Below are 25,293 nucleotides of genomic sequence, written 5' to 3' on the forward strand. Positions count from 1 at the left end.
CGGAGCTGACACATGTCCACCCCGAGCGACCGGGTCGTCGAAGCACTCCGTGCCGCGATGAAGGAGTCCGAGCGGCTCAAGCGGCAGAACCAGGAGCTGCGCGCCGCCGCCACGGAGCCGATCGCCATCGTGGCCATGGGCTGCCGGTTCCCCGGCGGCGTCCGCGGCCCCGAAGCGCTGTGGCGGCTCGTCGAGGACGGCGGCGACGCGATCGGGCCGTTCCCGGCCGACCGCGGCTGGGACGTCGAGGCGGTCGCCGGCGCCGGGGTCGACGAGCGGGGCATGGGGGTCAGCCAGGCCGGCGGATTCCTCGACGGCGTAACGGACTTCGACGCCGGGTTCTTCGGGATCTCGCCCCGCGAGGCGGTGTCCCTGGACCCCCAGCAGCGGCTGCTGCTGGAGGTGTCCTGGGAGGCGATCGAGCGGGCCGGTCTCGACCCGCGGCGGCTGCGCGGCAGCCGGACCGGCGTCTTCGCCGGGACGAACGGGCAGGACTACGCCTACCTGATGGTCCGCTCGCTGGCCGACGCCGACGGTTCGGTCGGCACCGGCATCGCGGCGAGCGCGCTGTCCGGCCGGGTGGCCTACACGCTCGGGCTCGAAGGCCCGGTCGTCACGGTCGACACGGCCTGCTCGTCGTCGCTGGTCGCGGTGCACCTGGCCGCGCAGGCGCTGCGGGCGGGGGAGTGCACGCTCGCGCTGGCCGCGGGCGTGAACGTGATGTCGACGCCCGGTTCGCTGCTGGAGTTCAGCCGCCAGGGCGGGCTTTCGGCCGACGGCCGCTGCAAGGCGTTCTCCGACGACGCCGACGGCACCGGCTGGTCCGAAGGCGTCGGCGTGCTGGTGCTGGAAAAGCTGTCGGACGCGCAGCGCAACGGGCACGAGGTGCTCGCCGTCGTCCGCGGCACCGCGGTGAACTCCGACGGCGCGTCCAACGGGTTCACCGCGCCCAACGGTCCTTCGCAGCAACGCGTGATCCGCGCCGCGCTCGCCGCGTCCGGACTGTCCACTTCGGACGTCGACGTCGTCGAGGCGCACGGCACCGGCACGAAGCTCGGCGACCCGATCGAAGCCCAGGCGGTCCTGGCCACCTACGGCCAGGGCCGCGAGACCCCGGTGCTGCTGGGGTCGGTCAAGTCCAACATCGGGCACACCCAGGCGGCGGCCGGGGTCGCCGGGATCATCAAGGTCGTCGAGGCGATCCGGCACGGGGTCGTGCCGCGGACGCTGCACGCGGAGACGCCGTCGTCCCATGTGGACTGGAGCTCCGGTGCGGTCCGGCTCGCGACCTCGAACGAGCCTTGGCCCGCGGTCGATCGTGCGCGCCGGGCCGGTGTTTCGTCGTTCGGGGTCAGCGGCACCAACGCCCACGTCCTCGTCGAGCAGGCGCCCGCCGCGCCGGTCACCCCGGCCGGACGCACGCCGGTTCCCGCGCCCTGGCTGCTTTCCGGGCGGACTCCGGCCGCGTTGCGTGCTCAGGTTGCCCAGATCGCCGGCGTCACAGGCGATCCGCTGGACGTCGCTTTCTCGCTCGCCACCACCCGCTCGGCCTTCGAAGAGCGGCTGAGCGTCCTCGACCCGGATCCTCGGGCGGCGCTGACCGCTTGGCTGGCGGACGGGGACGCGCCCGGCGTCGTCACGGGGTCGGTCGAGCGGCCGCCCGCGCTCGCGTACGTCTTCACCGGGCAGGGCGCGCAGTGGCTGGGCATGGGCCGCGCGCTGGCCGCGCGGTTCCCCGTCTTCGCCGACGCCCTCGCCGCGACCCTGGACCGGCTCGACCCGGCCGTCCGCGAAGTGTTGCAGGGCACCGATGCCGCTGCCCTGGACCGGACCGGGTACGCGCAGCCCGCGTTGTTCGCGGTCGAGGTCGCGCTGTTCCGGCTCCTCGAATCCTGGGGGATCCGCCCCGACTTCGTCGCCGGGCACTCGGTCGGCGAGGTCGCCGCCGCGCACGTGTCCGGGGTGCTGTCGCTGGACGACGCCTGCGTGCTCGTCGGCGCGCGGGCCCGGTTGATGCAGGCGCTGCCCGCCGGCGGCGCGATGGTCGCCGTCCGCGCGAGCGAAGCGGACGTCCGGCCGTACTTGAGCGACGACGTCGCCCTCGCCGCGGTGAACGGGTCGCGCTCGGTCGTGCTGTCCGGGGCCGAGGCCGCCGTGCTGGCCGCCGCCGCGCACTTCGAGCGCCCGCGCCGGCTCGCGGTGTCGCACGCGTTCCACTCGCCGCTGATGGACCCGATGCTCGACGACTTCCGCGCGGTGGTGGGCGGGCTGTCCTTCGCCGAGCCGGTGCTGCCGTTCGTCGCATCCGGCGACGTCACCTCGCCCGAGTACTGGGTGCGCCACGTCCGTGAGCCGGTCCGGTTCGCCGACGCCGTCTCGCGCCTCGCCGAGTCCGGTGCTTCGGTGCTCGCCGAGCTGGGCCCGGACGCCGCGCTCACGCCGCTGATCGGGGACGGCACCGCGATTCCGCTGGGGCGCCGGGACTCCGACGAGCCCGCTGTGCTCACCGAAGCGCTGGCCAGGTTGCACACGGCGGGGGTGCGGGTCGACTGGCCGGCGTTCTTCGCCGGCACCGGCGCCCGCGCGATCCCCTTGCCGACGTACCCGTTCCAGCGTGACCGCTTCTGGCCGTCCACTGTGGACGTCGCCGCCGATGCCGCCGGGCTCGGGCTCGACCCGGTGGCCCACCCGCTGCTCGGTGCGTCCCTGGCCCCGGCCGGGTCCGACGGGCTGCTGCTGACCGGGCGCCTCTCGGCGCGCACCCACCCGTGGCTCACCGGCGGCGTGTTCCCGGGCACCGGGTTCGTCGAGCTCGCCCTGCGCGCGGGCCTCGACCTCGGCTGCGACCTGGTCGAAGAACTCACCCTCGGCGCCCCGCTGGAACTGGCCGCCGACGAGGCCGCCGACCTGCAGCTTTCGGTCGGTGAGCCGGACGGCACCGGCCGCCGCCGGCTCGACATCCACACCCGGACCGGGGACCGCTGGGTCCGCCGCGCCGAGGGCGTGCTCGCCACCGGGGCGCACCACGAAGACTTCACGGACGACTCGTACACCGAAGTCGCCTTCGGTGAGGACGAACCGGAGACGGCTCGCTTCGGGCTGCACCCGCGGCTCCTCGAGGACGTCCTGCGAGCGGCGGGGATCACCGGGTACCCCACCCGGTGGACGCGCGTTTCGCTGCACGCGGCGGGAGCGGCTCGCGTCCGGGTCCAGGTCGGTGCCGGCCTGGCGCTCACGGACACCGCCGGGCAGCCGGTGGCGTCGATCGGCTCGGTGCGTGCGGAAGCCGTGGCCGCGGAGTCCGATGTGGACTCGCTGTTCGAGCCGCGCTGGGTGCCGGTCGTGCTGCCGCCCGAAGGCGCCACCGACGTCACCCTCGTCCGGTTGACCGGCGACGGCAGCCCGCTCGACGGCCTCACCACGCTGACCACCCGAGCCCTCGAACTGGCGCAGGACTGGCTGGCGGACGACCGTTCCGCGGCGTCGCGGCTGGTCTTCGTGACCGAACCCGACGACCTCGCCGCGGCGGCCGTGTGGGGCCTGATCCGCACCGCGCAAGCGGAAAACCCGGGCCGTTTCGTCCTGGTCGACGCCGACGCCGAGACCACCGACGACGTCATCCACCGCGCCCTCGCCCTCGACGAACCCCAGCTGCTCCTGCGCGGCAACACCGCCCGCGCGGCCCGCCTCGCCCGCGTCGACCCCGCACTTTCACGTGAAAGTGCCCACCTGGGGGCCGCACTTTCACGTGAAAGTGCGGCTTGGGATCCGGACGGGACCGTGCTGATCACCGGGGGTACCGGGGGGCTGGGGGCCGAACTCGCCCGGCACCTCGTGCGCGAGCGCGGTGTCCGGCACCTGCTCCTGCTCAGCCGCCGCGGTCCGGACGCGCCCGGCGCCCGGGAGCTGCGGGACGAACTCGGCGCCGACGTCGAGATCCGCGCCTGCGACGTCGCCGACCGCGACGACCTGGCCGCCGCGCTCGCCGCGATCCCGGCCGCGCACCCGCTGACCGCGGTCGTGCACGCCGCCGGCGTGCTCGACGACGGCGTCGTCACCGCGCTCACCCCCGACCGGCTCGCCCCGGTGCTGGCCGCCAAGGCCGCCGCCGCGTGGCACCTGCACGAGCTGACCCACGACCTCGACGCGTTCGTGCTGTTCTCCTCCGTCGCCGGGGTCATGGGCGGCGCCGGGCAGGGCAGCTACGCCGCCGCCAACAGCTTCCTCGACGCCCTCGCCGCCCACCGCCGCGCCGCCGGCCTGCCCGCCCACTCCCTGGCCTGGGGTTCCTGGACGGTCGGCATGGCCGGCTCGCTCGCCGAAGCCGACCGCGCGCGGATGGCCCGCTCGGGCATGCCGCCGCTGGAGCTCGAGCACGGCCTCGCGCTGTTCGACACCGCCCTCACGCTGCCGCGGGCCCTGGTGGTGCCGGTCGCCGTCGACCTCGCCGCCCTGCGCCTCCTCGACGAGCTGCCGCCGATCCTGCGCGGCCTCGCCGGGGGCATCCGCCGCTCGGCCGCGACGACGTCCGGCGCGGCCGCCGATCTCGCCGGGCAGCTGCGCGCCTCGAGCGACGACGAGCGCCTAGCGAAGGTCACCGACCTCGTCCGCGGCCGCGCCGCGACCATCCTCGGCCACCCCGATCCCGCCGCGGTCGGGGCCGAAAAGTCGTTCTCCGAACTGGGTTTCGACTCCCTGACCGCCGTCGAGCTGCGCAACCGGCTGGCGGCCGCCACCGGGCTGCGGCTGCCCTCGACGCTCGTGTTCGACCACCCGACGCCGGTCGCGGTCGCCCGGCTGGTGCTGGCCGAGCTGTTCGGCGAAGCCGATACGCCCGTCGCGGTGACCACCGGACGGCGGGACGACGACCCGATCGTCGTGGTCGGCGTCGCCTGCCGGTTCCCCGGCGGAGTCGAGAGCCCCGAAGACCTGTGGGACCTCGTCGCCACCGGCCGCAGCGGGGTGTCGAGCTTCCCCACCGACCGCGGCTGGGACGCCGCCGCGCTGGCCGCGTCCGACACCCGCGCGGGCGGGTTCCTCTACGACGCCGCCGAATTCGACGCCGGCTTCTTCGGCATCTCCCCGCGCGAAGCCGTCGCCATGGACCCGCAGCAGCGCCAGCTCCTGGAGGTTTCCTGGGAGGCCTTCGAGCGCGCCGGGCTGGACGCGACCGGCCTGCGCGGCTCCCGCACGGGCGTGTTCGTCGGCACCAACGGCCAGACCTACTCCGACCTGTTCCTCACCGCGGACGTCGAGCTGCGCGGGCAGACCGGCACCGGCATCGCGGGCAGCGTCGTGTCCGGCCGCCTGTCGTACGTGCTGGGCCTGGAGGGCCCGGCGATGACCATCGACACCGCCTGTTCGTCGTCGCTGGTCGCGATGCACCTGGCCGCGCAGTCGCTGCGCGCGGGGGAGTGCGACCTCGCGCTCGCGGGCGGCGTCACGGTGATGGCGACGCCGGGCGGGTTCGTCGGCTTCAGCGGCCAGAACGGCCTGGCCCCCGACGGGAACTGCAAGGCCTTCTCCGACGACGCCGACGGCACCGGCTGGTCCGAAGGCGTCGGGGTCCTGGTGCTGGCGCGGCAGTCCGAGGCGATCCGCGCCGGGCACGAGGTCCTCGCCGTGGTCAAGGGGTCCGCGGTGAACCAGGACGGCGCTTCGAACGGCCTCACCGCCCCGAACGGCCCGTCGCAGCAGCGCGTCATCCGCGCCGCGCTGGCCGACGCCGGTCTGTCCACTTCGGACGTCGACGTCGTGGAAGCGCACGGCACCGGGACGACCCTGGGCGACCCGATCGAGGCCCAGGCGCTCCTGGCCACCTACGGCCAGGGCCGGGAAACCCCGTTGCTGCTGGGGTCGGTGAAGTCGAACATCGGGCACACCCAGGCGGCCGCGGGTGTGGCCGGCGTGATCAAGGTGATCGAGGCGATGCGGCACGGGATCGTGCCGAAGTCGCTGCACGTCGGCGAGCCGTCGTCCCATGTGGACTGGGAAACCGGCGCGGTCGAGGTCGTCTCCGAAGCCGTCGAGTGGCCCGCGGCCGGGCGGCCGCGCCGGGCGGGTGTCTCGTCGTTCGGCATCAGCGGCACCAACGCCCACGTCATCCTCGAAGCCCCCGAGCCGCGTCCGGTCCCGTCGCCGCGACCGGACGCGCCGGTGGTGCCGTGGGTCGTGTCGGCCAAGACCGAGGAAGCCCTCACCGCCCAGATCGACCGGCTCACCGAGGCCGGGCCGGACCCGCTCGACGCCGGGTATTCCCTGGTCACGGCCCGTGCGAGCTTCCCGCACCGCGCGGTGCTCCTGGCCACGCCGGACGGCGTCCGCGAAGTCGCCCGAGGAACCGCGGACGCGCCTTCGGTGGGCTTCCTGTTCACCGGGCAGGGTTCCCAGCGGCCCGGCATGGGCCGCGAGCTGTACGCCGCGTCGAAGCCGTTCGCCGACGCGCTCGACGCCGTCCTGACCCACCTCGAACCCGGCCTGCGCGACGTCCTGTGGGGCGACGACGCGAGCCTGCTCGCCGAGACGGGCTGGGCGCAGCCCGCGCTGTTCGCCCTCGAAGTCGCCCTGGCCCGCATGGCCGAGGCGCACGGTGTCCGGCCCGCCCGGGTCGCCGGGCACTCGGTCGGCGAGATCGCCGCCGCCCACATCGCCGGGGTCCTCTCCCTCGAAGACGCCTGCGCGCTGGTGACCGCCCGCGGCCGCCTGATGCAGGAGCTGCCGCGCGGCGGCGCGATGGTCGCGGTCGAAGCGTCCGAAGCGGACGTTCGCGCCCGGCTCACCGACGGCGCCGACATCGCCGCGGTGAACGGCCCGCGCGCGGTGGTGCTGTCGGGCAGCGAAGCCGCCGTGCTGGCGGTGGCGGCGAACTTCGAGAAGACCAAGCGGCTCGCGGTGAGCCACGCGTTCCACTCGCACCTGATGGACCCGATGCTCGACGGCTTCCGCGCGGTCGTCGCCGGGCTGACCTTCTCCCCGCCGCGGATCCCGCTCGGCACCACCGGCGACGTCACCGACCCGGAGCACTGGGTCCGCCACGTCCGCGACACCGTCCGCTTCGCCGACGTCCTCGCGGACCTCGACGTCACGGCGTTCGTCGAAATCGGCCCCGACGGCGTCCTCTCGGCGCTGGTCGACGAGCCCGGCGCGGTCGTGACCCCGTTGCTGCGCAAGGACCGCCCGGAGCTCGACGCCGTCCTGACCGGGCTGGCGCGGCTGCACGTCGCGGGCGCCGACGTCGACTGGAAGCCGTGGTTCACCGGCGCCCGGCGGATCACGCTGCCCACGTACGCCTTCCAGCGCAAGCACTACTGGCCGCGGGTCGTGCCGGGCCGCGGCGCCGTCGAGCGCCTCGGGCTGACCCCGGCCGGGCACCCGCTGCTGGACTTCGCCGTCGACCTCGCCGACTCCGGCGGTGTCGTCCTGTCCGGGCTGCTGTCGACCGAAGCGCAGCCGTGGCTGGCCGACCACGTCGTCGGCGGGCACGTGCTGTTCCCCGGCACCGGGTTCCTCGATCTCGCCGTCCGCGCGGCGGACCAGGTCGGCTGCTCGGCGGTGGAGAGCCTGTCCATCGCCGCGCCGCTGTGGCTGCGCCCGGACGAGCCGGTGCTGCTGCAGATCGCCGCCGGCGGGCCCGACGACGCCGGGCGCCGCGAGCTGAGCATTTCCTCCCGCGGCACCGGCCCGCACGCCGAGTGGGTGCAGCACGCGGCGGGGTTCGTCGCGGTCGGCGAGCACCCGGCCCCGCCGGCCGGCGAGTGGCCGCCGTCCGGCGCCACCGAGCTCGACGTGTCCACTGTGTACCCCGAGCTGGCCGGGACCGGCCTCGCCTACGGGCCCGCGTTCCGCGGCCTGACCCGGGCCTGGCTGGACGGCGACGCGCTGCTCGCCGAAGCCGAGCTGCCCGGCGAAGCCGACGGCGACTACGGCCTGCACCCGGCGCTGTTCGACGCGGCTTTGCACGCCCTCCATCGCCTCGACACGATCGCGGGCGGCCTGCCGTTCGCGTGGTCCGGGGTGTCGCTGCACGCCTCGGGCGCGACCCGGATCCGCGTCCGGATCACGCCGGTGGACCGCGAGTCGGTGGCGATCGCGGTCACCGACGAGACCGGCGCGCCGGTCCTGACGGTCCAGTCCTTGCAGCTGCGCGAGGCCGCCCAGCGCGACGCCGACGACGACTCCCTCTTCCAGACCACGTGGGTTCCGGCCGCCCTGGCCAAGGACGCCCCGGCGGGCACCTGGGCCCTCCTCGGCGACGACCCGCTGCTGGCGTCCGTCGCCCGCCCGTGCGCGGACCTCGAAACGGCCCTGTCCCTCGAACCGGACGTCCTCCTGGTCCCGCTCGCCGCCGCCCCGGACGGGCTGAAGGGGACGTTCAGCTCATCTGATGCGCTGAAGGGGACTTTCCTCTCATCAGATGCGGGCAACGTCCCCTTCAGCCCGGCCGGGCACCCGCTGCTCGCCGCCGTCCGGGAGGTCACCGCCCACGCGCTGAGCGTGCTGCAGGGCGCCGACGAACGGGCCCGCCGGGTTGTCTTCGTGACCCGGGAAGCCGTCGCCGTCGAGCCCGGTGACCGCATCGCCGACGTCGCCGCCGCGGCCGCGTGGGGGCTCGTGCGGTCCGCGCAGTCCGAGCAGCCCGGCCGGTTCGTCCTGGTCGACCTCGAAGCCGGCGCCGCCCTGCCCGGCACCGGGTTCGTCGTCTCCGGGGAACCCCAGTTCGCCGTCCGCGGCGAGAGCGTCCGCGTCGCCCGGCTCGGCCGCCTCGCCGGCAACGGCGACCTCCTGCCCCCCGCGGTACCGGCGTGGCGGCTCACCGCCGGTCCCGCGGGCATCGACGACCTGGGCGCCGAAGCGTGCCCGGACGTGCTCGCCGACCCGCCCGCCGGGCACGTCCGGATCCGCCTCGAAGCGGCCGGGCTCAACTTCCGCGACGTCCTGTCCGTGCTCGGCATGTACCCGGGCAAGCTCGGCGACCTGGGCGCGGAAGGCGCCGGCGTGATCGAGGCGACCGGCCCGGGGGTCGACCCGGCCCGCGTCGGCGAGCGAGTCTTCGGCATGCTGCCCGGCTCGTTCGGCACGCACAGCGTCTCCGACGTCCGCTACCTCGCGCCGGTGCCCGCCGGGTGGTCCGCGCGCACCGCCGCGTCCGTCCCGCTCGTCTTCCTGACCGCCTACTACGCGCTGGTCGACCTCGCGGATCTCAAGCCCGGCCAGAAGATCCTCATACACGCGGGCGCCGGTGGTGTCGGCATGGCCGCCATCCAGCTCGCCCGCCACCTCGGCGCCGAGGTCTTCGCGACGGCGAGCGCGGGCAAGCAGCACGTCCTGCGCGAACTCGGCGTCGCCGACGACCACATCGCGTCCTCCCGCTCGCTGGAGTTCGCGGCCGACTTCCGCCGCGTCACCGGCGGCGCGGGCGTCGACGTCGTGCTCAACGCGCTGGCCGGCGAGTTCGCCGACGCCTCCCTGGACCTGCTCGCCGACGGCGGCCGGTTCCTCGAGATGGGCAAGACCGACATCCGCGACGCCGCCGCGCTGCCGCGGGTCCGCTACCGCGCGTTCGACCTCGGCGAGGCCGGGCCCGGCCGCACCGCCGAACTGCTCGCCGAGCTGCTCCGGCTCTTCGAAGACGGCGTCCTCGCGCCGCTGCCGATCCGGAGCTGGGACCTGCGCCAGGCCCCGGCCGCGTTCCGGCACATGAGCCGCGCCAAGCACGTCGGCAAGATCGTGCTGACCCTGCCGCCGCGCTGGGAACCGGACGGCACCGTGCTGATCACCGGCGGCACCGGCGGGCTGGGCCGCGAGCTGGCCCGGCACCTCGTGCGCACCTACGGCGTCCGGCACCTCGTGCTCACCAGCCGCCGCGGGCCCGACGCCCCCGGTGCGGCCGAGCTGCGGGACGAGCTGGGGGTGGACGTCACCATCGCAGCCTGCGACGTCGCCGACCGCGACCAGCTCGCCGCCGTCCTCGCCCGGATCCCGGCCGAGCACCCGCTTCGGGGCGTCGTGCACACCGCGGGCGTCCTCGACGACGGCGTCGTCGCCTCGCTCGACCCGGCGCGCCTGGACACCGTGCTGCGGCCGAAGGCCGACGCCGTCGTCCACCTCGACGAGCTCACGCGCCACCTCGACCTGTCGGCGTTCATCGTCTTCTCCTCGGTCGCCGGCACCGTCGGCTCGGCCGGGCAGGGCAACTACGCCGCCGCCAACGCCTTCCTCGACGCCTTCGCCCAGCGCCGCCACGTCGAAGGCCGGGCCGCGCTCGCCTTGGCCTGGGGTGGCTGGGAAACCGGCATGGTCGGCACGCTCACCGACGCCGACCGCGAGCGGATGGCCCGCGGTGGCGTGCCGCCGCTGACCGTCGAGCAGGGCATCCGCCTGTTCGACCGGGCGACGCGCTCGCCGAGCGCCGTGGTCGTGCCGATGCGCGTGGACATGACGGCCATGCGCGCCCAGGGCGAGCTGCCGTGGCTGCTGCGCCCGGTCGCCCGGCCCGGCCGCCGCCGCGCGGGCGGCGACGCCGAGCACGTGCGCGGTTCGCTGCGCGAACAGCTCGCCGGGATGCGCGCGGCCGAGCAGCTGCGGCTGCTCACCGGGCACGTCGCCACCGAGGCCGGCACCGTCCTCGGGCACGCGCCCGAAGACGTCGAGACCACGCGGGAGTTCCGCGAGCTGGGCTTCGATTCGCTGACCGCGGTGGAGTTCCGCAACCGGCTCGCCGCGGTGACCGGGCTGCGGCTGCCGTCGACGCTGGTGTTCGACTACCCGACCCCGGGGGCGGTCGCGGAGTTCCTGCGCGGCGAGCTGGTCGGCTCGGCGGGGACCGGCGCCGCCGTCACGGCCGCCGGGCGGGTGTCCGGCGACCCGGTCGTGGTCGTCGGCATGGCGTGCCGGTTCCCCGGCGGCGTCACCGGTCCCGACGGGCTGTGGGATCTGGTCGCCTCGGGCGGGGACGCCGTTTCGGGCTTCCCCGCCGACCGCGGCTGGGACACCGCCGCACTGGCCGCCAGTGACACCCAGGCGGGCGGGTTCCTCTACGACGCCGCCGAATTCGACGCCGCGTTCTTCGGGATCTCGCCGCGTGAGGCCGTCGCGATGGACCCGCAGCAGCGGTTGCTCCTCGAAGTCTCGTGGGAGGCGTTCGAGCGCGCCGGGCTGGACGCGACCGGCCTGCGCGGCTCGCGCACCGGCGTGTTCGTCGGCACCAACGGCCAGACCTATTCCGACCTGCTGATGACGACCGACGCCGACCTGCGCGGGCAGACCGGCACCGGCCTGGCCGCGAGCGTCGCCTCCGGCCGGCTGTCCTACGTGCTGGGCCTGGAGGGCCCGGCGATGACGATCGACACCGCCTGTTCGTCGTCGCTGGTGGCCCTGCACCTGGCCGCGCAGTCGCTGCGGTCGGGGGAGTGCGACCTCGCGCTCGCCGGCGGCGTGACCGTGATGGCCACGCCGGGCGGGTTCATCGGGTTCAGCGGCCAGAGCGGTCTCGCCCCCGACGGCCGGTGCAAGGCGTTCTCCGACGACGCCGACGGCACCGGCTGGTCCGAAGGCGCGGGTCTCCTGGTCGTCGAGCGGCAGTCCGACGCGCTGCGCCACGGGCACCGGATCCTCGCCGTGGTGCGGGGTTCCGCCGTGAACCAGGACGGTGCTTCGAACGGCCTCACCGCCCCGAACGGCCCGTCGCAGCAACGCGTCATCCGCGCCGCGCTCGCCGACGCCGGGCTGTCCACTTCGGACGTCGACGTCGTCGAGGCCCACGGCACCGGCACCACCCTGGGCGACCCGATCGAAGCCCAGGCCCTGCTCGCGACCTACGGCCAGGACCGTTCGACGCCACTCCTGCTGGGGTCGATCAAGTCCAACATCGGGCACACGCAGGCCGCGGCCGGGGTCGCCGGGATGATCAAGGTGATCGAGGCGATGCGGCACGGGATCGTGCCGAAGTCGCTGCACGTCGGCGAGCCGTCGTCCCATGTGGACTGGGACGCGGGCGCGGTCGAGGTCGTCGCCGAGGCCGTTCCCTGGCCGTCGGCGGACCGGGTCCGCCGCGCGGGTGTCTCGTCGTTCGGCATCAGCGGCACCAACGCCCACGTCATCCTCGAAGCCCCCGAACCGCGGCCGGAAGCGCCGCGCGAAGAGGCCGCCGCGGCGCCGGTGCCGCTCGTCGTCTCCGGCCGGACCGCCGACGCGCTGCGAGACCAGGCCGCCCGCCTCGCCGCCCGGCTCGAGACGTCCGGCGAACTGCTCGACGTCGCCTTCGCCGCGGCCACCACCCGCGCGAGCTTCGCCCACCGGGCCGCGGTCGTCGCCGCCGAACCGGAAGCGGCGATCCGCGAACTGCGCGCGCTGACCGGGGCTGCCGAAACCGGCCGCCCGCCCGTGCAGGCGTTCCTCTTCCCCGGCCAGGGCGCGCAGCGGCTCGGCATGGGCCGCGAACTGGCCGGGGCCTACCCGGTCTTCGCCGCCGCCCTCGACGAGGTGCTCGCCTGCTTCGGCCCCGGGCTCCGTGACGTCATCTGGGGCACGGACGCCGGCGCCCTGGCGCAGACCGGGCACGCGCAGCCGGCGCTGTTCGCGATCGAGGTCGCCCTGGTGCGGCTGCTGGCGTCGTGGGACGTGCGGCCGGACTTCGTCGCCGGGCACTCCGTCGGCGAGATCGCGGCCGCGCACGTCGCCGGGGTGCTGTCCCTCGAGGACGCTTGCACGCTGGTTTCCGCCCGCGGCCGCTTGATGCAAACGCTTGCGCCCGGCGGCGCGATGGTCGCCGTCGAAGCGTCCGAAGCGGACGTCCGCCCCTTGCTGACCGGCGAGGTCGACCTGGCGGCGGTGAACGGGCCGCGCTCGGTCGTGCTCTCCGGCGCCGAGGACGCCGTGCTCGCGGTGGCCGCGCGGTTCGGGAAGACCAAGCGGCTCACCGTCAGTCACGCGTTCCACTCGCACCTGATGGACCCGATGCTCGACGACTTCCGCGCGGTCGTCGGCGGGCTGACGTTCGCCGAGCCGGAGATCCCGGTCGTCACCGCCGGGGACGTCACCGACCCGGAGTACTGGGTCGGGCACGTCCGCGACACCGTCCGGTTCGCCGACGCGGTCGCCGGGCTCGCCGAGCGCGGCGTGACGTCGTTCGTCGAGGTCGGGCCGGACGCCGTGCTCACCGCGCTCGTCGACGTCCCGGGCGCGGCCGTCGTCCCGGTGCTGCGCCGCGACCGCGACGACCGCACCGCCGTGGCCGCCGCGGTGGCCGCCCTGCACGTCGCCGGCACCCGGATCGACTGGGCCGCCTGGTTCGCCGGCACCGGCGCCCGCGGCACCGACCTGCCGACCTACGCCTTCCAGCGCCGCCGCTACTGGCCGGAACCCGCGGTGCGGACCGCCGCGGACGACTCCTTCTGGTCGGTCGTGGAGAACGGCGACCTCGCGTCGCTGGCGGCGGACCTCCAGGTGGACGCCCCCGCGCTGGAGTCGGTCGTCCCCGCGCTGTCCGCCCTGCGCGCCCGCCGGCAGCGGCAGTCCGTTGTGGACGGCTGGCGCTACCGCGTCGAGTGGCGCCCCTTGCCGACCGTGGCCGCGACGGCAGGCGAACGGCTGGTCCTCGTCCCGCCCACGGACGACCCGTGGTTCCGCGAGGTCGCGGACGCGCTGGGCACCTCCCTGACCGTGTCCACGGTGGACCGTGAAGAACTGGCCGAGCTGCTGCGCTCGCAGGTCGCCCCGACGGTCGTCTCGCTGCTCGGGCTCGGCGAGACCACCGCGCTCATCCAAGCGCTGGACGACCTCGGCGCCGACACCGCGCTGTGGTGCGTCACCCGCGGCGCGGTCTCCACCGGCCCGGCCGACCCGGTCACCGCACCCGCCCAGGCGGCGATCTGGGGTCTCGGCCGCGTCGCCGCGCTGGAGTACCCGCGCCGCTGGGGCGGCCTCGCCGACCTCCCGGCCGACCTCGACGCCCGGCTCCTCGGCCGCCTTGCCGGGGCCCTCGACGGGGACGACGACCAGATCGCCGTCCGCGCCTCGGGCGTCTACGGCCGCCGTCTCACCCCGGCGACCGCCGCGCCCACGCCGTGGCGGCCCCGCGGCACCGTCCTCGTCACCGGCGGCACCGGCGCGCTCGGCCGTCACGTCACGAAGTGGCTGCTCGACCAGGGCGCCGGCCGGGTCGTGCTGGCCAGCCGTTCCGGCGGCGAACCCGGCCCCGACGAGCGGGTCGTCGTCGCGCGCTGCGACGTCGCGGATCGTGCGCAGCTGACCGGACTCCTCGAAGCTCATCGCCCCGACGCCGTCGTGCACGCCGCCGGCGTCCTCGACGACTGCGTCCTCGGCGGCCTCACCCCGGACCGGTTCGACGCCGTCTTCCGCGCGAAGGCCGACTCGGCGGTGCTGCTCGACGAGCTGACCGGCGACCTCGACGCGTTCGTCCTGTTCTCCTCGGTCGCCGGCGCCGTCGGCAACCCCGGCCAGGCCAACTACGCCGCCGCCAACGCCGTCCTCGACGCGCTCGCCGAAGCCCGGCGCGCCCGTGGCCAGGCGGCGACGTCGATCGCCTGGGGCGCCTGGGCCGGCGACGGCATGGCGGCCGGGCTCGGCGGTGGCCTGGACCCCGACCTGGCCGTCACCGTGCTCGCCGACGCGGGTGGCCCGGCCGCGCAGCTCGTCGTCGCCGACATCCAGAACGCCGACGTCCTGCGGTCGCTGCTGAGCATCCGCCGCAGCCCGCTGCTGGCCGACCTGCCGGTCGTCCGCCGGGTCCTCGCCGAGCTGGCCGCCGCGCCCGCCGCCGGGGGCGCGCTGGCGACGCGGCTGCTCGCGACCCCCGCCGCCGAACGCGTGAGCGTGCTGCTGGACCTGGTCCGCGAGCACGTCGCCACCGTGCTCGGGCACGCGGGCACCGCGGAAATCGGGGCCACGCGGGCGTTTTCGGACCTCGGGTTCGACTCGCTCACCGCGATCGAGCTGCGCAACCGGCTCGACGCCGCGACCGGCCTGAGCCTGCCCGCGACGCTGGTGTTCGACCACCCGAACCCCGCCGCGCTGGCCGAGTTCCTGCTGACCGAAGTGCTCGGCGGTGACGTCCCGGCGACCGCCGTGGCGGGTCCGGCGAACACCACCGGCGACCCGATCGTCGTGGTCGGCATGAGCTGCCGCTTCCCCGGCGGTGTCCGCACCCCCGAGGACCTGTGGACGCTGCTGGCCGAAGGCCGCGACGCGATCACCGGGTTCCCGGCCGACCGCGGCTGGGACATGTCGGCGCTGGCCGGCGAAGGCCGGGGCAGCAGCTACGTCGACCGCGGCGGGTTCCTGCCCGACGCCGCCGACTTCGACCCCGAGTTTTTCGGGATCTCCCCGCGTGAAGCACTGGCGATGGACCCGCAGCAGCGCGTGCTCCTGGAAACGTCGTGGGAGGCGGTGGAGCGCTCCGGCATCGACCCGACCGGCCTGCGCGGCAGCCGCACCGGCGTCTTCGTCGGCACCAACGGCCAGGACTACGCCGGGGTGATCGTCCGCTCCGCCACCGACGTCGAAGCCCACGCGGGCACCGGTGTCGCGGCGAGCGTCGTGTCCGGGCGACTGTCCTACGTGCTCGGTCTCGAAGGCCCGGCGATGACCATCGACACGGCGTGCTCGTCCTCGCTGGTCGCCCTGCACCTGGCGGCGCAGGCCCTGCGCGCGGGGGAGTGCGACCTCGCGCTCGCCGGCGGAGTCACGGTCATGGCCACCCCGGTCAGCTTCGTCGGCTTCAGCCGCCAGAACGGCCTCGCCCCGGACGGGCTGTGCAAGGCGTACTCCGACTCGGCCGACGGCACGAGCTGGTCCGAAGGCGCCGGGGTCCTCGTCGTCGAGCGGCTGTCCGACGCGCGCCGCCACGGCCACGACGTCCTCGCGGTGGTGGCCGGTTCGGCGATCAACTCCGACGGCGCGTCCAACGGCCTCACCGCCCCCAACGGTCCTTCGCAGCAGCGCGTGATCCGGCAGGCACTGGCCAGTGCCGGACTGCGACCGTCCGAAGTGGACGTCGTCGAGGGGCACGGCACCGGCACGACCCTCGGTGACCCGATCGAGGCGCAGGCGCTGCTGGCCGCTTACGGCCAGGAACGCGAGCGGCCGCTGCTGCTGGGGTCGGTCAAGTCCAACCTCGGGCACACCCAGGCCGCGGCGGGCGTCGCCGGCGTCATCAAGATGATCCTTGCCCTGCAACGGGACCGGATCCCGGCTTCGCTGCACGTGACCGAGCCGTCGACCCACGTCGACTGGACGTCGGGCGCGATCGAACTGCTCACCGAGCCCGCCGACTGGCGGGAGAACGGGCACCCGCGCCGGGCCGGCGTCTCGTCGTTCGGCCTGTCCGGCACCAACGCGCACGTGATCATCGAGCAGGCCCCGGCCTGCTCGCCGGTGCCGCCGGAGCGGGACGTCACCCCGGGTGTGGTGCCGTGGCCGGTCTCCGGCCGGTCCGAAGCCGCCCTCGACGCGCAGCTCGCCGCCCTGCCCCGCGACCTCGACCCGGTCGACGCCGGGTTCTCGCTCGCCACCACGCGCCCGGCTTTCGAGCACCGGGCCGTGCTGGTCGGCGGCACGCCGGTCGCCCGCGGCGTCGCCCGGGACCGGTCGGTCGCGTTCCTGTTCACCGGCCAGGGTTCGCAGCGGCCCGGCATGGGCCGCGGGCTCTACGAGCGATTCCCGGTTTTCGCCGACGCCTTCGACGCGGTCTGCGCCCACCTCGACACCGCCCTGCCGCGCCCGCTGCGTGAAGTCGTCTTCGGCGACGAAGCCACTTTGCTCGACGAAACCGGCTGGGCCCAGCCCGCGCTCTTCGCGCTCGAAGTCGCGCTGTTCCGCCTGGTGCGCTCGTGGGGCGTGCGGCCCGCCTTCCTCGCCGGGCACTCGGTCGGCGAGATCGCCGCGGCCCACGCCGCCGGGGTGCTGTCGCTGGCCGACGCGTGCACGCTCGTCGCGGCCCGCGCCCGGCTCATGCAGGCGCTGCCGTCCGGCGGGGCGATGGTCGCCGTGCGCGCCACCGAGGACGAGGTCCGGCCGCTGCTGTCGGACGACGTCTCGCTCGCCGCGGTGAACGGGCCGTCGTCGGTCGTGCTCTCCGGAACCGAGGACGCCGTGCTGGCCGCGGCCGCGGGTTTCGAGCGGACCAAGCGGCTCACCGTGTCCCACGCCTTCCATTCGGCGGCGATGGACCCGATGCTCGACGACTTCCGCGCGGTCGTTTCCGGGTTGACGTTCAGCGAGCCGGAAATCCCCGTCGTCGGCGACTTCACCTCGCCCGAGTACTGGGTGCGGCAGGTCCGGGACACCGTCCGGTTCGCCGACACGACCGCGCGCCTGCTCGACGCGGGCGTCACGGCGTTCGCCGAGCTGGGCCCGGACGCCGTGCTCACCGCGCTCGTCGACGGCGAGGTCCTCGCCCCGCTGCTGCGCGCCGGGCGTGACGAGGAAGCCACCGCCGTCACCGCGCTGGCCGCGCTGCACGTCAACGGCGTGCCGGTCGACTGGGCGGCGCTGTTCGCGGGCACCGGCGCCCGGCGCGTCCCGCTGCCGACGTACGCCTTCCAGCGGCAGCGGTACTGGCCGCGGCTCGTCCCGGGCGCGCACCAGCTCGGCATCACCGCGGCCGGGCACCCGCTGCTCGGCGCGGTCACCGAGGTGGCGGGCTCCGGCGAGGTCGTCTTCTCGGGGCGGCTCGCGACGTCGTGGCTCGACGAGCACGTGATCGGCGGCCAGGTGCTGTTCCCCGGCGCCGGGTTCCTCGAGCTCGTGGTGCGGGCCGGCGACCAGGTCGGCTGCGGCCGGGTCGAGGACTTCACCGTCGCCGCGCCGCTCGTGCTGTCCGGCGCGCCGCTCGTGCAGGTCGTGGCCGGCGCCCCGGACGCGGACGGCCGCCGCGAGGTGAGCGTGTCCTCCCGCGCCGACGCCGAGTGGGTCCGGCACGGCACCGGCGTCCTGGCCCCGGGTTCGCTCCCGACCGGCTTCGACGCGGGGGAGTGGCCGCCCGCCGGAGCGTCCGAAGTGGACTTGACCGGGTTCTACGACACCTTCGCCGACGCCGGGTTCGCCTACGGGCCCCAGTTCCGCGGCCTTCGGCGAGTCTGGTTGCGTGCCGGGGAAGTCTTCGCGGAAGCCGAGCTGCCGGGCGACGACCACGAGGACTACGGCCTCCACCCGGCCCTGCTCGACTCGGTGCTGCACGCGATCACTTTCGCTGATTCAGTGCCGGGCGGGCTCCCGTTCTCGTGGGCGGGCGCGGAACTGCACGCGACGGGCGCGAGCCGGGTGCGGGCGCGGATCACCCGCGCCGGCGACGACTCGGTGACCCTCGACCTGGCCGACGAGACCGGCGCGCCGGTGCTGTCGGTCGACGCCCTGACCCTGCGCGCGGCGACTCCGGTCGAGTCCGGCCCGGAGTCGTTGTTCCGCCTCGACTGGGTCCCGCTGCCCGGCGGAACCCCGGAAGGGAGCTGGGCGGTACTGGATTCCCGGCTCGCGGACCTGGGCACGGAGTACCCGGACCTCCCCACGGCGCTGGCCGCGGAGCCGGACGTGCTGCTGGTCGGAGTGCACGGCGGTACCGACGTGCTCGCCGACACGCGCCGTCTCACCGCCGACGTCCTCACGATCCTCCAAACCGCCACCGAGACCCGGATCGTCTTCGTCACCGAAGGCGCGGTCGCCGGGGAAGACCTGGCCGCGGCCGCCGTCTGGGGCCTGGTCCGCTCGGCGCAGACCGAAAACCCGGGCCGGTTCGTGCTCGCCGACGTCGACGACGCCTCCCTGGCCGGCCTGCCCGCCGCCGTCGCGACCGGCGAACCGCAACTGCTCCTGCGCGACGGCACCGCCCGCGTCGCCCGCCTGACCCGAGCGGCACTTTCACGTGAAAGTGCCGACCTGGGCCCCGCACTTTCACGTGAAAGTGCGGGCTGGGACCCGGAGGGGACCGTCCTGATCACCGGGGGTACCGGGGGGCTCGGGCGGGTGTTCGCCCGGCACCTGGCCGCCGAGTACGGCGTCAAGCACGTCCTGCTCGCCAGCCGCCGCGGCGGGGACGCCGACGGGGTCGTCGAGCTGGTCGCCGAACTCGCCGCGCACGGCACCGAAGTCACCGTCGCCGCCTGCGACCTCGCCGACCGCGAAGCGGCCGCGGACCTCATCGGGAGCATCCCCGCCGACCGGCCGCTGACCGCCGTGCTGCACGCCGCCGGGGTCCTCGACGACGGCGTCCTCGGCTCCCTCGACCCCGGCCGGCTCGACACCGTGCTGCGCCCGAAGGCCGACGCCGCCTGGAACCTGCACGAGCTGGCCGGCGACGTCGCCGCGTTCGTGCTGTTCTCCTCGGTCGCCGGGACCATCGGCTCGCCGGGGCAGGCGAACTACGCCGCCGCCAACGCGTTCCTCGACGCGCTCGCCACGCACCGGCACGCCCGCGGGCTCGCCGCGACATCGCTGGCGTGGGGCGCGTGGGAAACCGGCATGGTCGGCACCCTCACCGACGCCGACCGCGAGCGGATGACCCGCGCGGGCCTGCCGCCGCTGCCGGTCGAGCAGGGCTGCGCGCTCTTCGACCGGGCCGTCGCCCTCGCCGAGCCCGCGCTCGTGCCGGTGCTGATGGACCTGCCGCGCCTGCGCGGCCTGGCCGAACCGCCGTGGTTGCTGCGCCCGGTCGGCCGGCGGACCCGCCGCGGCGCGGGCCGGGCCACCCCGGCCGCGAACGCTCTGCGCGAACGGCTTTCCGGCCTCCGCGGAAGCGAACAGCACAAGGCTTTGCTGGAGGTCATCCGCACCCAGGTCGCCGCCGTGCTCGGCTTCGACGCCGCGAGCGTCGACGTCGAGCGCGAGTTCCGCGGCCTCGGCTTCGACTCGCTCACCGCGGTCGAGTTCCGCAACCAGCTCGCCACCGCGACCGGCCTGCGGCTGCCGGCCACCCTCGTGTTCGACCACCCGACCCCGGTCGTGCTGGCCGGTTTCCTGCGCGGCGAACTCGCCGGCGAGGACGTCCCGGTCGCCCGCACCACCGTCCGGGCGCCGGTGTCCGACGACCCGATCGCCATCGTGTCGATGGCCTGCCGCTACCCGGGCGGGGTCACCTCGCCCGAGCAGCTGTGGCAGCTCGTCCTCGACGGCGGCGACGGCGTCGGGCCGTTCCCGGCCGACCGCGGCTGGGACCTGGCCGGGCTGTTCGGCGCCGACCGCGGCCGCTCCTACGTCCGGGAAGGCGGGTTCCTCGGCGAAGCCGGGATGTTCGACCCCGGCCTGTTCGGGATCTCGCCGCGCGAGGCCCTCGCGATGGACCCCCAGCAGCGGCTGCTGCTGGAGACCTCCTGGGAGGTCGTCGAACGCGCCGGCGTCGACCCGCTTTCGTTGCGCGGCAGCAAGACGGGCGTGTTCGCGGGCGTGATGTACCACGACTACGGCCAGGGCGTGCAGTTCCCGGAGGAGGCCCTCGGCTTCCTCGGCATCGGCACCGCGGGCAGCGTCATGTCCGGCCGCGTCGCCTACGCGCTCGGGCTGGAAGGCCCGGCGGTCACGGTGGACACGGCGTGTTCGTCGTCGCTGGTCGCGATGCACTGGGCCGCGCAAGCACTGCGGGCCGGGGACTGCGAACTGGCGATCGCCGGTGGCGTCACGGTGATGGCGACCCCGGGTGCCTTTGTCGATTTCTCGGCACAGGGCGGCCTGGCCGCCGACGGGCGGTGCAAGTCGTTCTCCGATTCCGCCGACGGCGTCGGCTGGGCCGAAGGCGTCGGCGTGGTCCTGCTCGAACGGCTCTCCGACGCCCGCCGCAACGGCCACGAGGTCCTCGCCGTGGTGCGCGGGTCCGCGGTCAACCAGGACGGCGCGTCCAACGGCCTCACCGCGCCCAACGGGCCCTCGCAGCAGCGGGTGATCCGGCAGGCGCTGACGGTCTCCGGCCTCACGACGTCCGATGTGGACGTCGTCGAAGGGCACGGCACCGGCACCCCGCTCGGGGACCCCATCGAGGCGCAGAGCCTCCTGGCCACCTACGGCCGCGACCGCGAAACGCCGTTGCTGCTGGGCTCGGTGAAGGCCAACATCGGCCACACCCAGGCCGCCGCCGGGGTCGCGGGCGTGATCAAGATGGTGCAGGCGATGCGGCACGGCGTCGTCCCGAAGTCGCGCTACTCCGGCGAGCCGTCGTCCCACGTGGACTGGACCGAGGGCGCGGTCGACCTCGTGGCGGACACCACGGCGTGGCCCGAAACCGGCCGCGTCCGCCGCTCGGCGGTGTCCTCGTTCGGGATCAGCGGCACCAACGCCCACGTCATCCTCGAACAGCCCGCACCCCACCCCGAGCGTCACTTTCATAGGGAAAGTGACACGGAGGACCGGTCTCCGGATCACTTTCCCTATGAAAGTGCCGCCCTTGCCGGTCCGGTGCCGGTCGTGGTTTCCGGCCGGACGCCCGAAGCCCTGCGTGCCCAAGCCGCCCGCCTGGCCGACCACCTCGAGACCAACGAAATCCCGGTGGCCGACCTGGCCCACGCGGCCGCGGTGACCCGGGCGGCGTTCACCCACCGGGCCGCGGTCGTCGGCAGCGAACTCAGCGAAGTCGTCGCCGGGCTGCGGGCCGTCGCCGCCGGGGACGCGGCCGTGCGCGGCGAGGCACGCGTCGCCCCGCCGGTCGCGTTCCTCTTCTCCGGCCAGGGCGCGCAGCGGGTCCACATGGGACGCGGCTTGTACGCCGCGCACCCGGTGTTCGCGGCCGCGTTCGACGAGGTCCTGGCGCTGCTCGCCCCGGAGGTGCGCACCGCGCTCGACGACGAGGACCGGATCGACCGCACGGAGTTCGCGCAGCCCGCGCTGTTCGCCTTCGAGGTCGCGCTGTTCCGGCTGCTGGAGTCGTGGGGCGTGCACCCCGACTTCGTGACCGGGCACTCGGTCGGCGAGATCGCCGCCGCCCACGTGGCCGGCGTGCTGTCCCTGCCGGACGCGTGCGCGCTGGTTTCCGCGCGGGCCCGGCTGATGGGCGCGCTGCCGGAAGGCGGCGTCATGGTCGCGGTGCGGGCGTCCGAAGAGGACGTTCTCCCGTTCGTCGGCGAAGGCGTCGACGTCGCCGCGGTGAACAGCCGCGGCTCGGTCGTCCTTTCCGGACACGAGGAGGCCGTCGTCGCGGTCGCGGCGAAGTTCGCCAAGCACCGGCGCCTGCGCGTCTCGCACGCCTTCCACTCCGTGCTGATGGAGCCGGTGCTCGCCGAGTTCGGCGACGTCGTCGCGAAACTGGAGTTCGCCGAGCCGCGGGTGCCGGTCGTGTCGGCGGGCGACGTGACCTCTCCGGCGTACTGGGTCAGCCAGATCCGCGACACCGTCCGCTTCGGCGACGCGATCGAGCGGCTCACCGAGGCCGGCGTGGCGGTGTTCGCCGAGCTGGGCCCGGACGCCACGCTCACCGCGGTCGTCGACGAACCGGCCGCGCACGTGATCCCGGTGCAGCGCAAGGACCGCGACGAAGCCGCCGCGGTCGCCGAGGCCCTCGCGCGGCTGCACGTCGCCGGGGTCGCCGTCGACTGGGCCGCCCGCTTCCCGCGGGCCCGGCGCGTCGCGCTGCCGACGTACGCCTTCCAGCACGAATGGTTCTGGCCGCTGCCGGCCGCCGGTGGCGACGCCACCGGCCTCGGCCTCACCCCGGCCGGGCACCCGCTGCTCGGCGCGACCCTCGCCCTCGCCGACTCGCCGGGCGTGGTCTTCTCGGGGCGGCTGTCCGCGGCCACCCAGCCGTGGCTGCGCGACCACGTCGTCGGCGGCACGATCCTGTTCCCCGGCGCGGCTTTCCTCGAACTGGCGGTCCGCGCGGCCGACGAGGCCGGCTGCGCGGCGGTCGAGGACCTGACCCTGGCCGTGCCGCTGGTCCTCGACCCGGACGGCGCCGTCGTGCTGCAGCTGGCCGTGGGGGAGCCGGGCGAAGGCGGCCGCCGCGAGCTGACGATCTCGTCGCGGGCCGACGACGACTGGACCCGGCACGCGACCGGCACCCTGGTCCCGCGCGCGGTGGCCGCCGAGCCGCTGCCCGACGCGTGGCCGCCGGCCGGTGCGGTCGAAGCGGATCTCACGGACTTCTACGCCTCCGCGGCCGAAGCCGGATTCGCCTACGGGCCCGCGTTCCAGGGCCTGCACCGCGTCTGGCGCGCCGGCGCCGAGGTCTACGCCGAGCTGGCCCTGCCCGACGGCACCGACGCCGGCCGGTTCGGGCTGCACCCGGCGTTGCTTGACGCGGCCCTGCAGGCCATCGGCTTCGGCGAAGGCGCCCCGGCCGGGCTGCCGTTCGCCTGGACCGGGGTGACGCTGCACGCGTCCGGCGCGAGCCGCGCCCGGGTCCGGATCACCCCGGCGGGCGGCGACTCGGTGACCCTGGCGCTGGCGGACGACGCCGGGAAGCCGGTCCTGACCGCCACCGGCGTCACCCTCCGCGCGGCCGAAGCCCCCGCCGAGGCCGACGCGCTGTTCGAGCTGCGGTGGACGCCGGTCCCGATCCCCGAGCCCGGCGACGAGACCTGGGCGGCCGTCGGGGACGAGCTCGCCACCGCCCTCGGCGTCGAGGCCCACCCGGACTTCGCGGCCGCGCTGGCGTCCGGCGCCGACGTGCTCGCCGTCCCGGTCACCGGCGGCCCGGATGCGGCGGCTTCGGCCCGCGCGCTCACCGCGGAAGTCCTGGAATACCTGCAAAGTCCCGCACCGCGGCTGGTGTTCGTCACCCGCGGTGCCGTCGCCGGGGCGGACGTCGCCGCGGCCGCGGTCTGGGGCCTGGTGCGCTCGGCGCAGTCCGAGGAACCCGGCCGCTTCGTCCTGCTGGACGCCGACGACCCCGACGGCGACACCCTCCGCGCGGCCCTGGCCACCGGCGAACCCCAGCTCCTCCTGCGCAACGCCACCCTGAGCGTCGCCCGCCTCACCCGAGCCGCACTTTCACGTGAAAGTGCGGACCTGGGCCCCGCACTTTCACGTGAAAGTGCGGGCTGGGATCCGGACGGGACGGTGCTCATCACCGGCGGGACCGGGGGGCTGGGGCGGGTTTTCGCCCGGCATCTTGTCGCGAAGGGGGCGCGGAAGCTGCTGCTGCTCAGCCGTCGTGGCCCGGCGGCTGAGGGGGTCGACGAGCTGGTCGCGGAGCTGGCCGGGGCCGACGTCCGGGTGGTGGCCTGCGACGTCGGCGATCGGGACGCGCTCGCCGCCGTGCTCGCCGGCGTGCCCGACCTGACCGCCGTCGTGCACACCGCGGGCGTCGTCGACGACGGCGTGCTCGCGTCGCAGTCCCCGGAGCGGCTGGAGACGGTGTTCGCGCCGAAGCTCGACGCGGCCTGGCACCTGCACGAACTCGCCGGCGACGTCGCCGGGTTCGTGCTGTTTTCCTCCGTGGCCGGCACCATCGGCACGCCGGGGCAGGCCAACTACGCCGCGGCGAACGCGTTCCTCGACGCGCTCGCCGAACGCCGGCGCGGCGACGGGCTGGCCGGGCTGTCGCTCGCGTGGGGTGCCTGGGACACCGGCATGACCGGCGACCTGACCGACGCAGACCGCGAGCGGATGGTCCGCGGCGGGATGCCGCCGCTGAGCGCCGGGCAGGGCACCGAGCTGTTCGACCGCGCGGTGGCCGGCAACGCGGCGCACCTCGTCCCGGTGCGCGTCGACCTGCCGACGCTGCGCACCCGCGGCGAGCTGCCGTGGCTGCTCCGCCCGGTCGGCCGTCCCGGCCGCCGGAGCGCGGCCGCCGGACCGGACCGGGCCGCCGCGGCCGACCTGCGGGTGCAGCTGGCCGGGATGCGCGAGAGCGAACAGGAACGGACGCTGCTTTCCCTGGTGCGCCACCAGGTTTCCGCGGTGCTCGGGCACCCGGCCGAGCAGGTCGGGGCCGGGCTGGAGTTCCGCGAGCTGGGCTTCGACTCGCTGACCGCGGTCGAATTCCGCAACCGGCTCACCGCCGCGACCGGGCTGACCCTGTCGGCGACCCTCGTCTTCGACTACCCGACCCCGGCCGGGCTCGCCGCGCACCTGCGGGCGGAACTCGCCCCGGCCCCGGCCGCCGCGACTTCGCTGCCGGACGAGCTGGACCGGCTCGAAGAGCTGGTCGCCGCGGGCACGGCGGGCGAGTTCGCGGAGGCGGACGTCGCGGCCCGGCTGCGCCGGCTCCTGGCGAAGATCGCCGACGCGGAGCCCGCCGGCGAAGACGTCTCCGAGCGGCTCGACGCGGCCAGCACGGACGAGGTGTTCGCCTTCATCGACCACGAACTGGGCCGGCTCGGCGACGGGTCCGGACTCGAGCGGGAGGGCTGAGGCCGC

The 25,293-nt window shown here is 75.3% G+C and carries 1 protein-coding gene; it reads left to right on the plus strand.

Annotated features, from left to right (window positions below; all coding sequences use genetic code 11):
* The first annotated feature begins 12 nt into the window (after positions 1-12).
* Complete coding sequence (locus tag AB5J73_RS28345; protein ID WP_370961710.1) at positions 13-25,287, plus strand: type I polyketide synthase; 25,275 nt, start codon at positions 13-15, stop codon at positions 25,285-25,287.
* The last annotated feature ends 6 nt before the right edge of the window (positions 25,288-25,293 follow it).

The organism is Amycolatopsis sp. cg9 (genome assembly GCF_041346945.1).
Lineage (GTDB): Bacteria > Actinomycetota > Actinomycetes > Mycobacteriales > Pseudonocardiaceae > Amycolatopsis.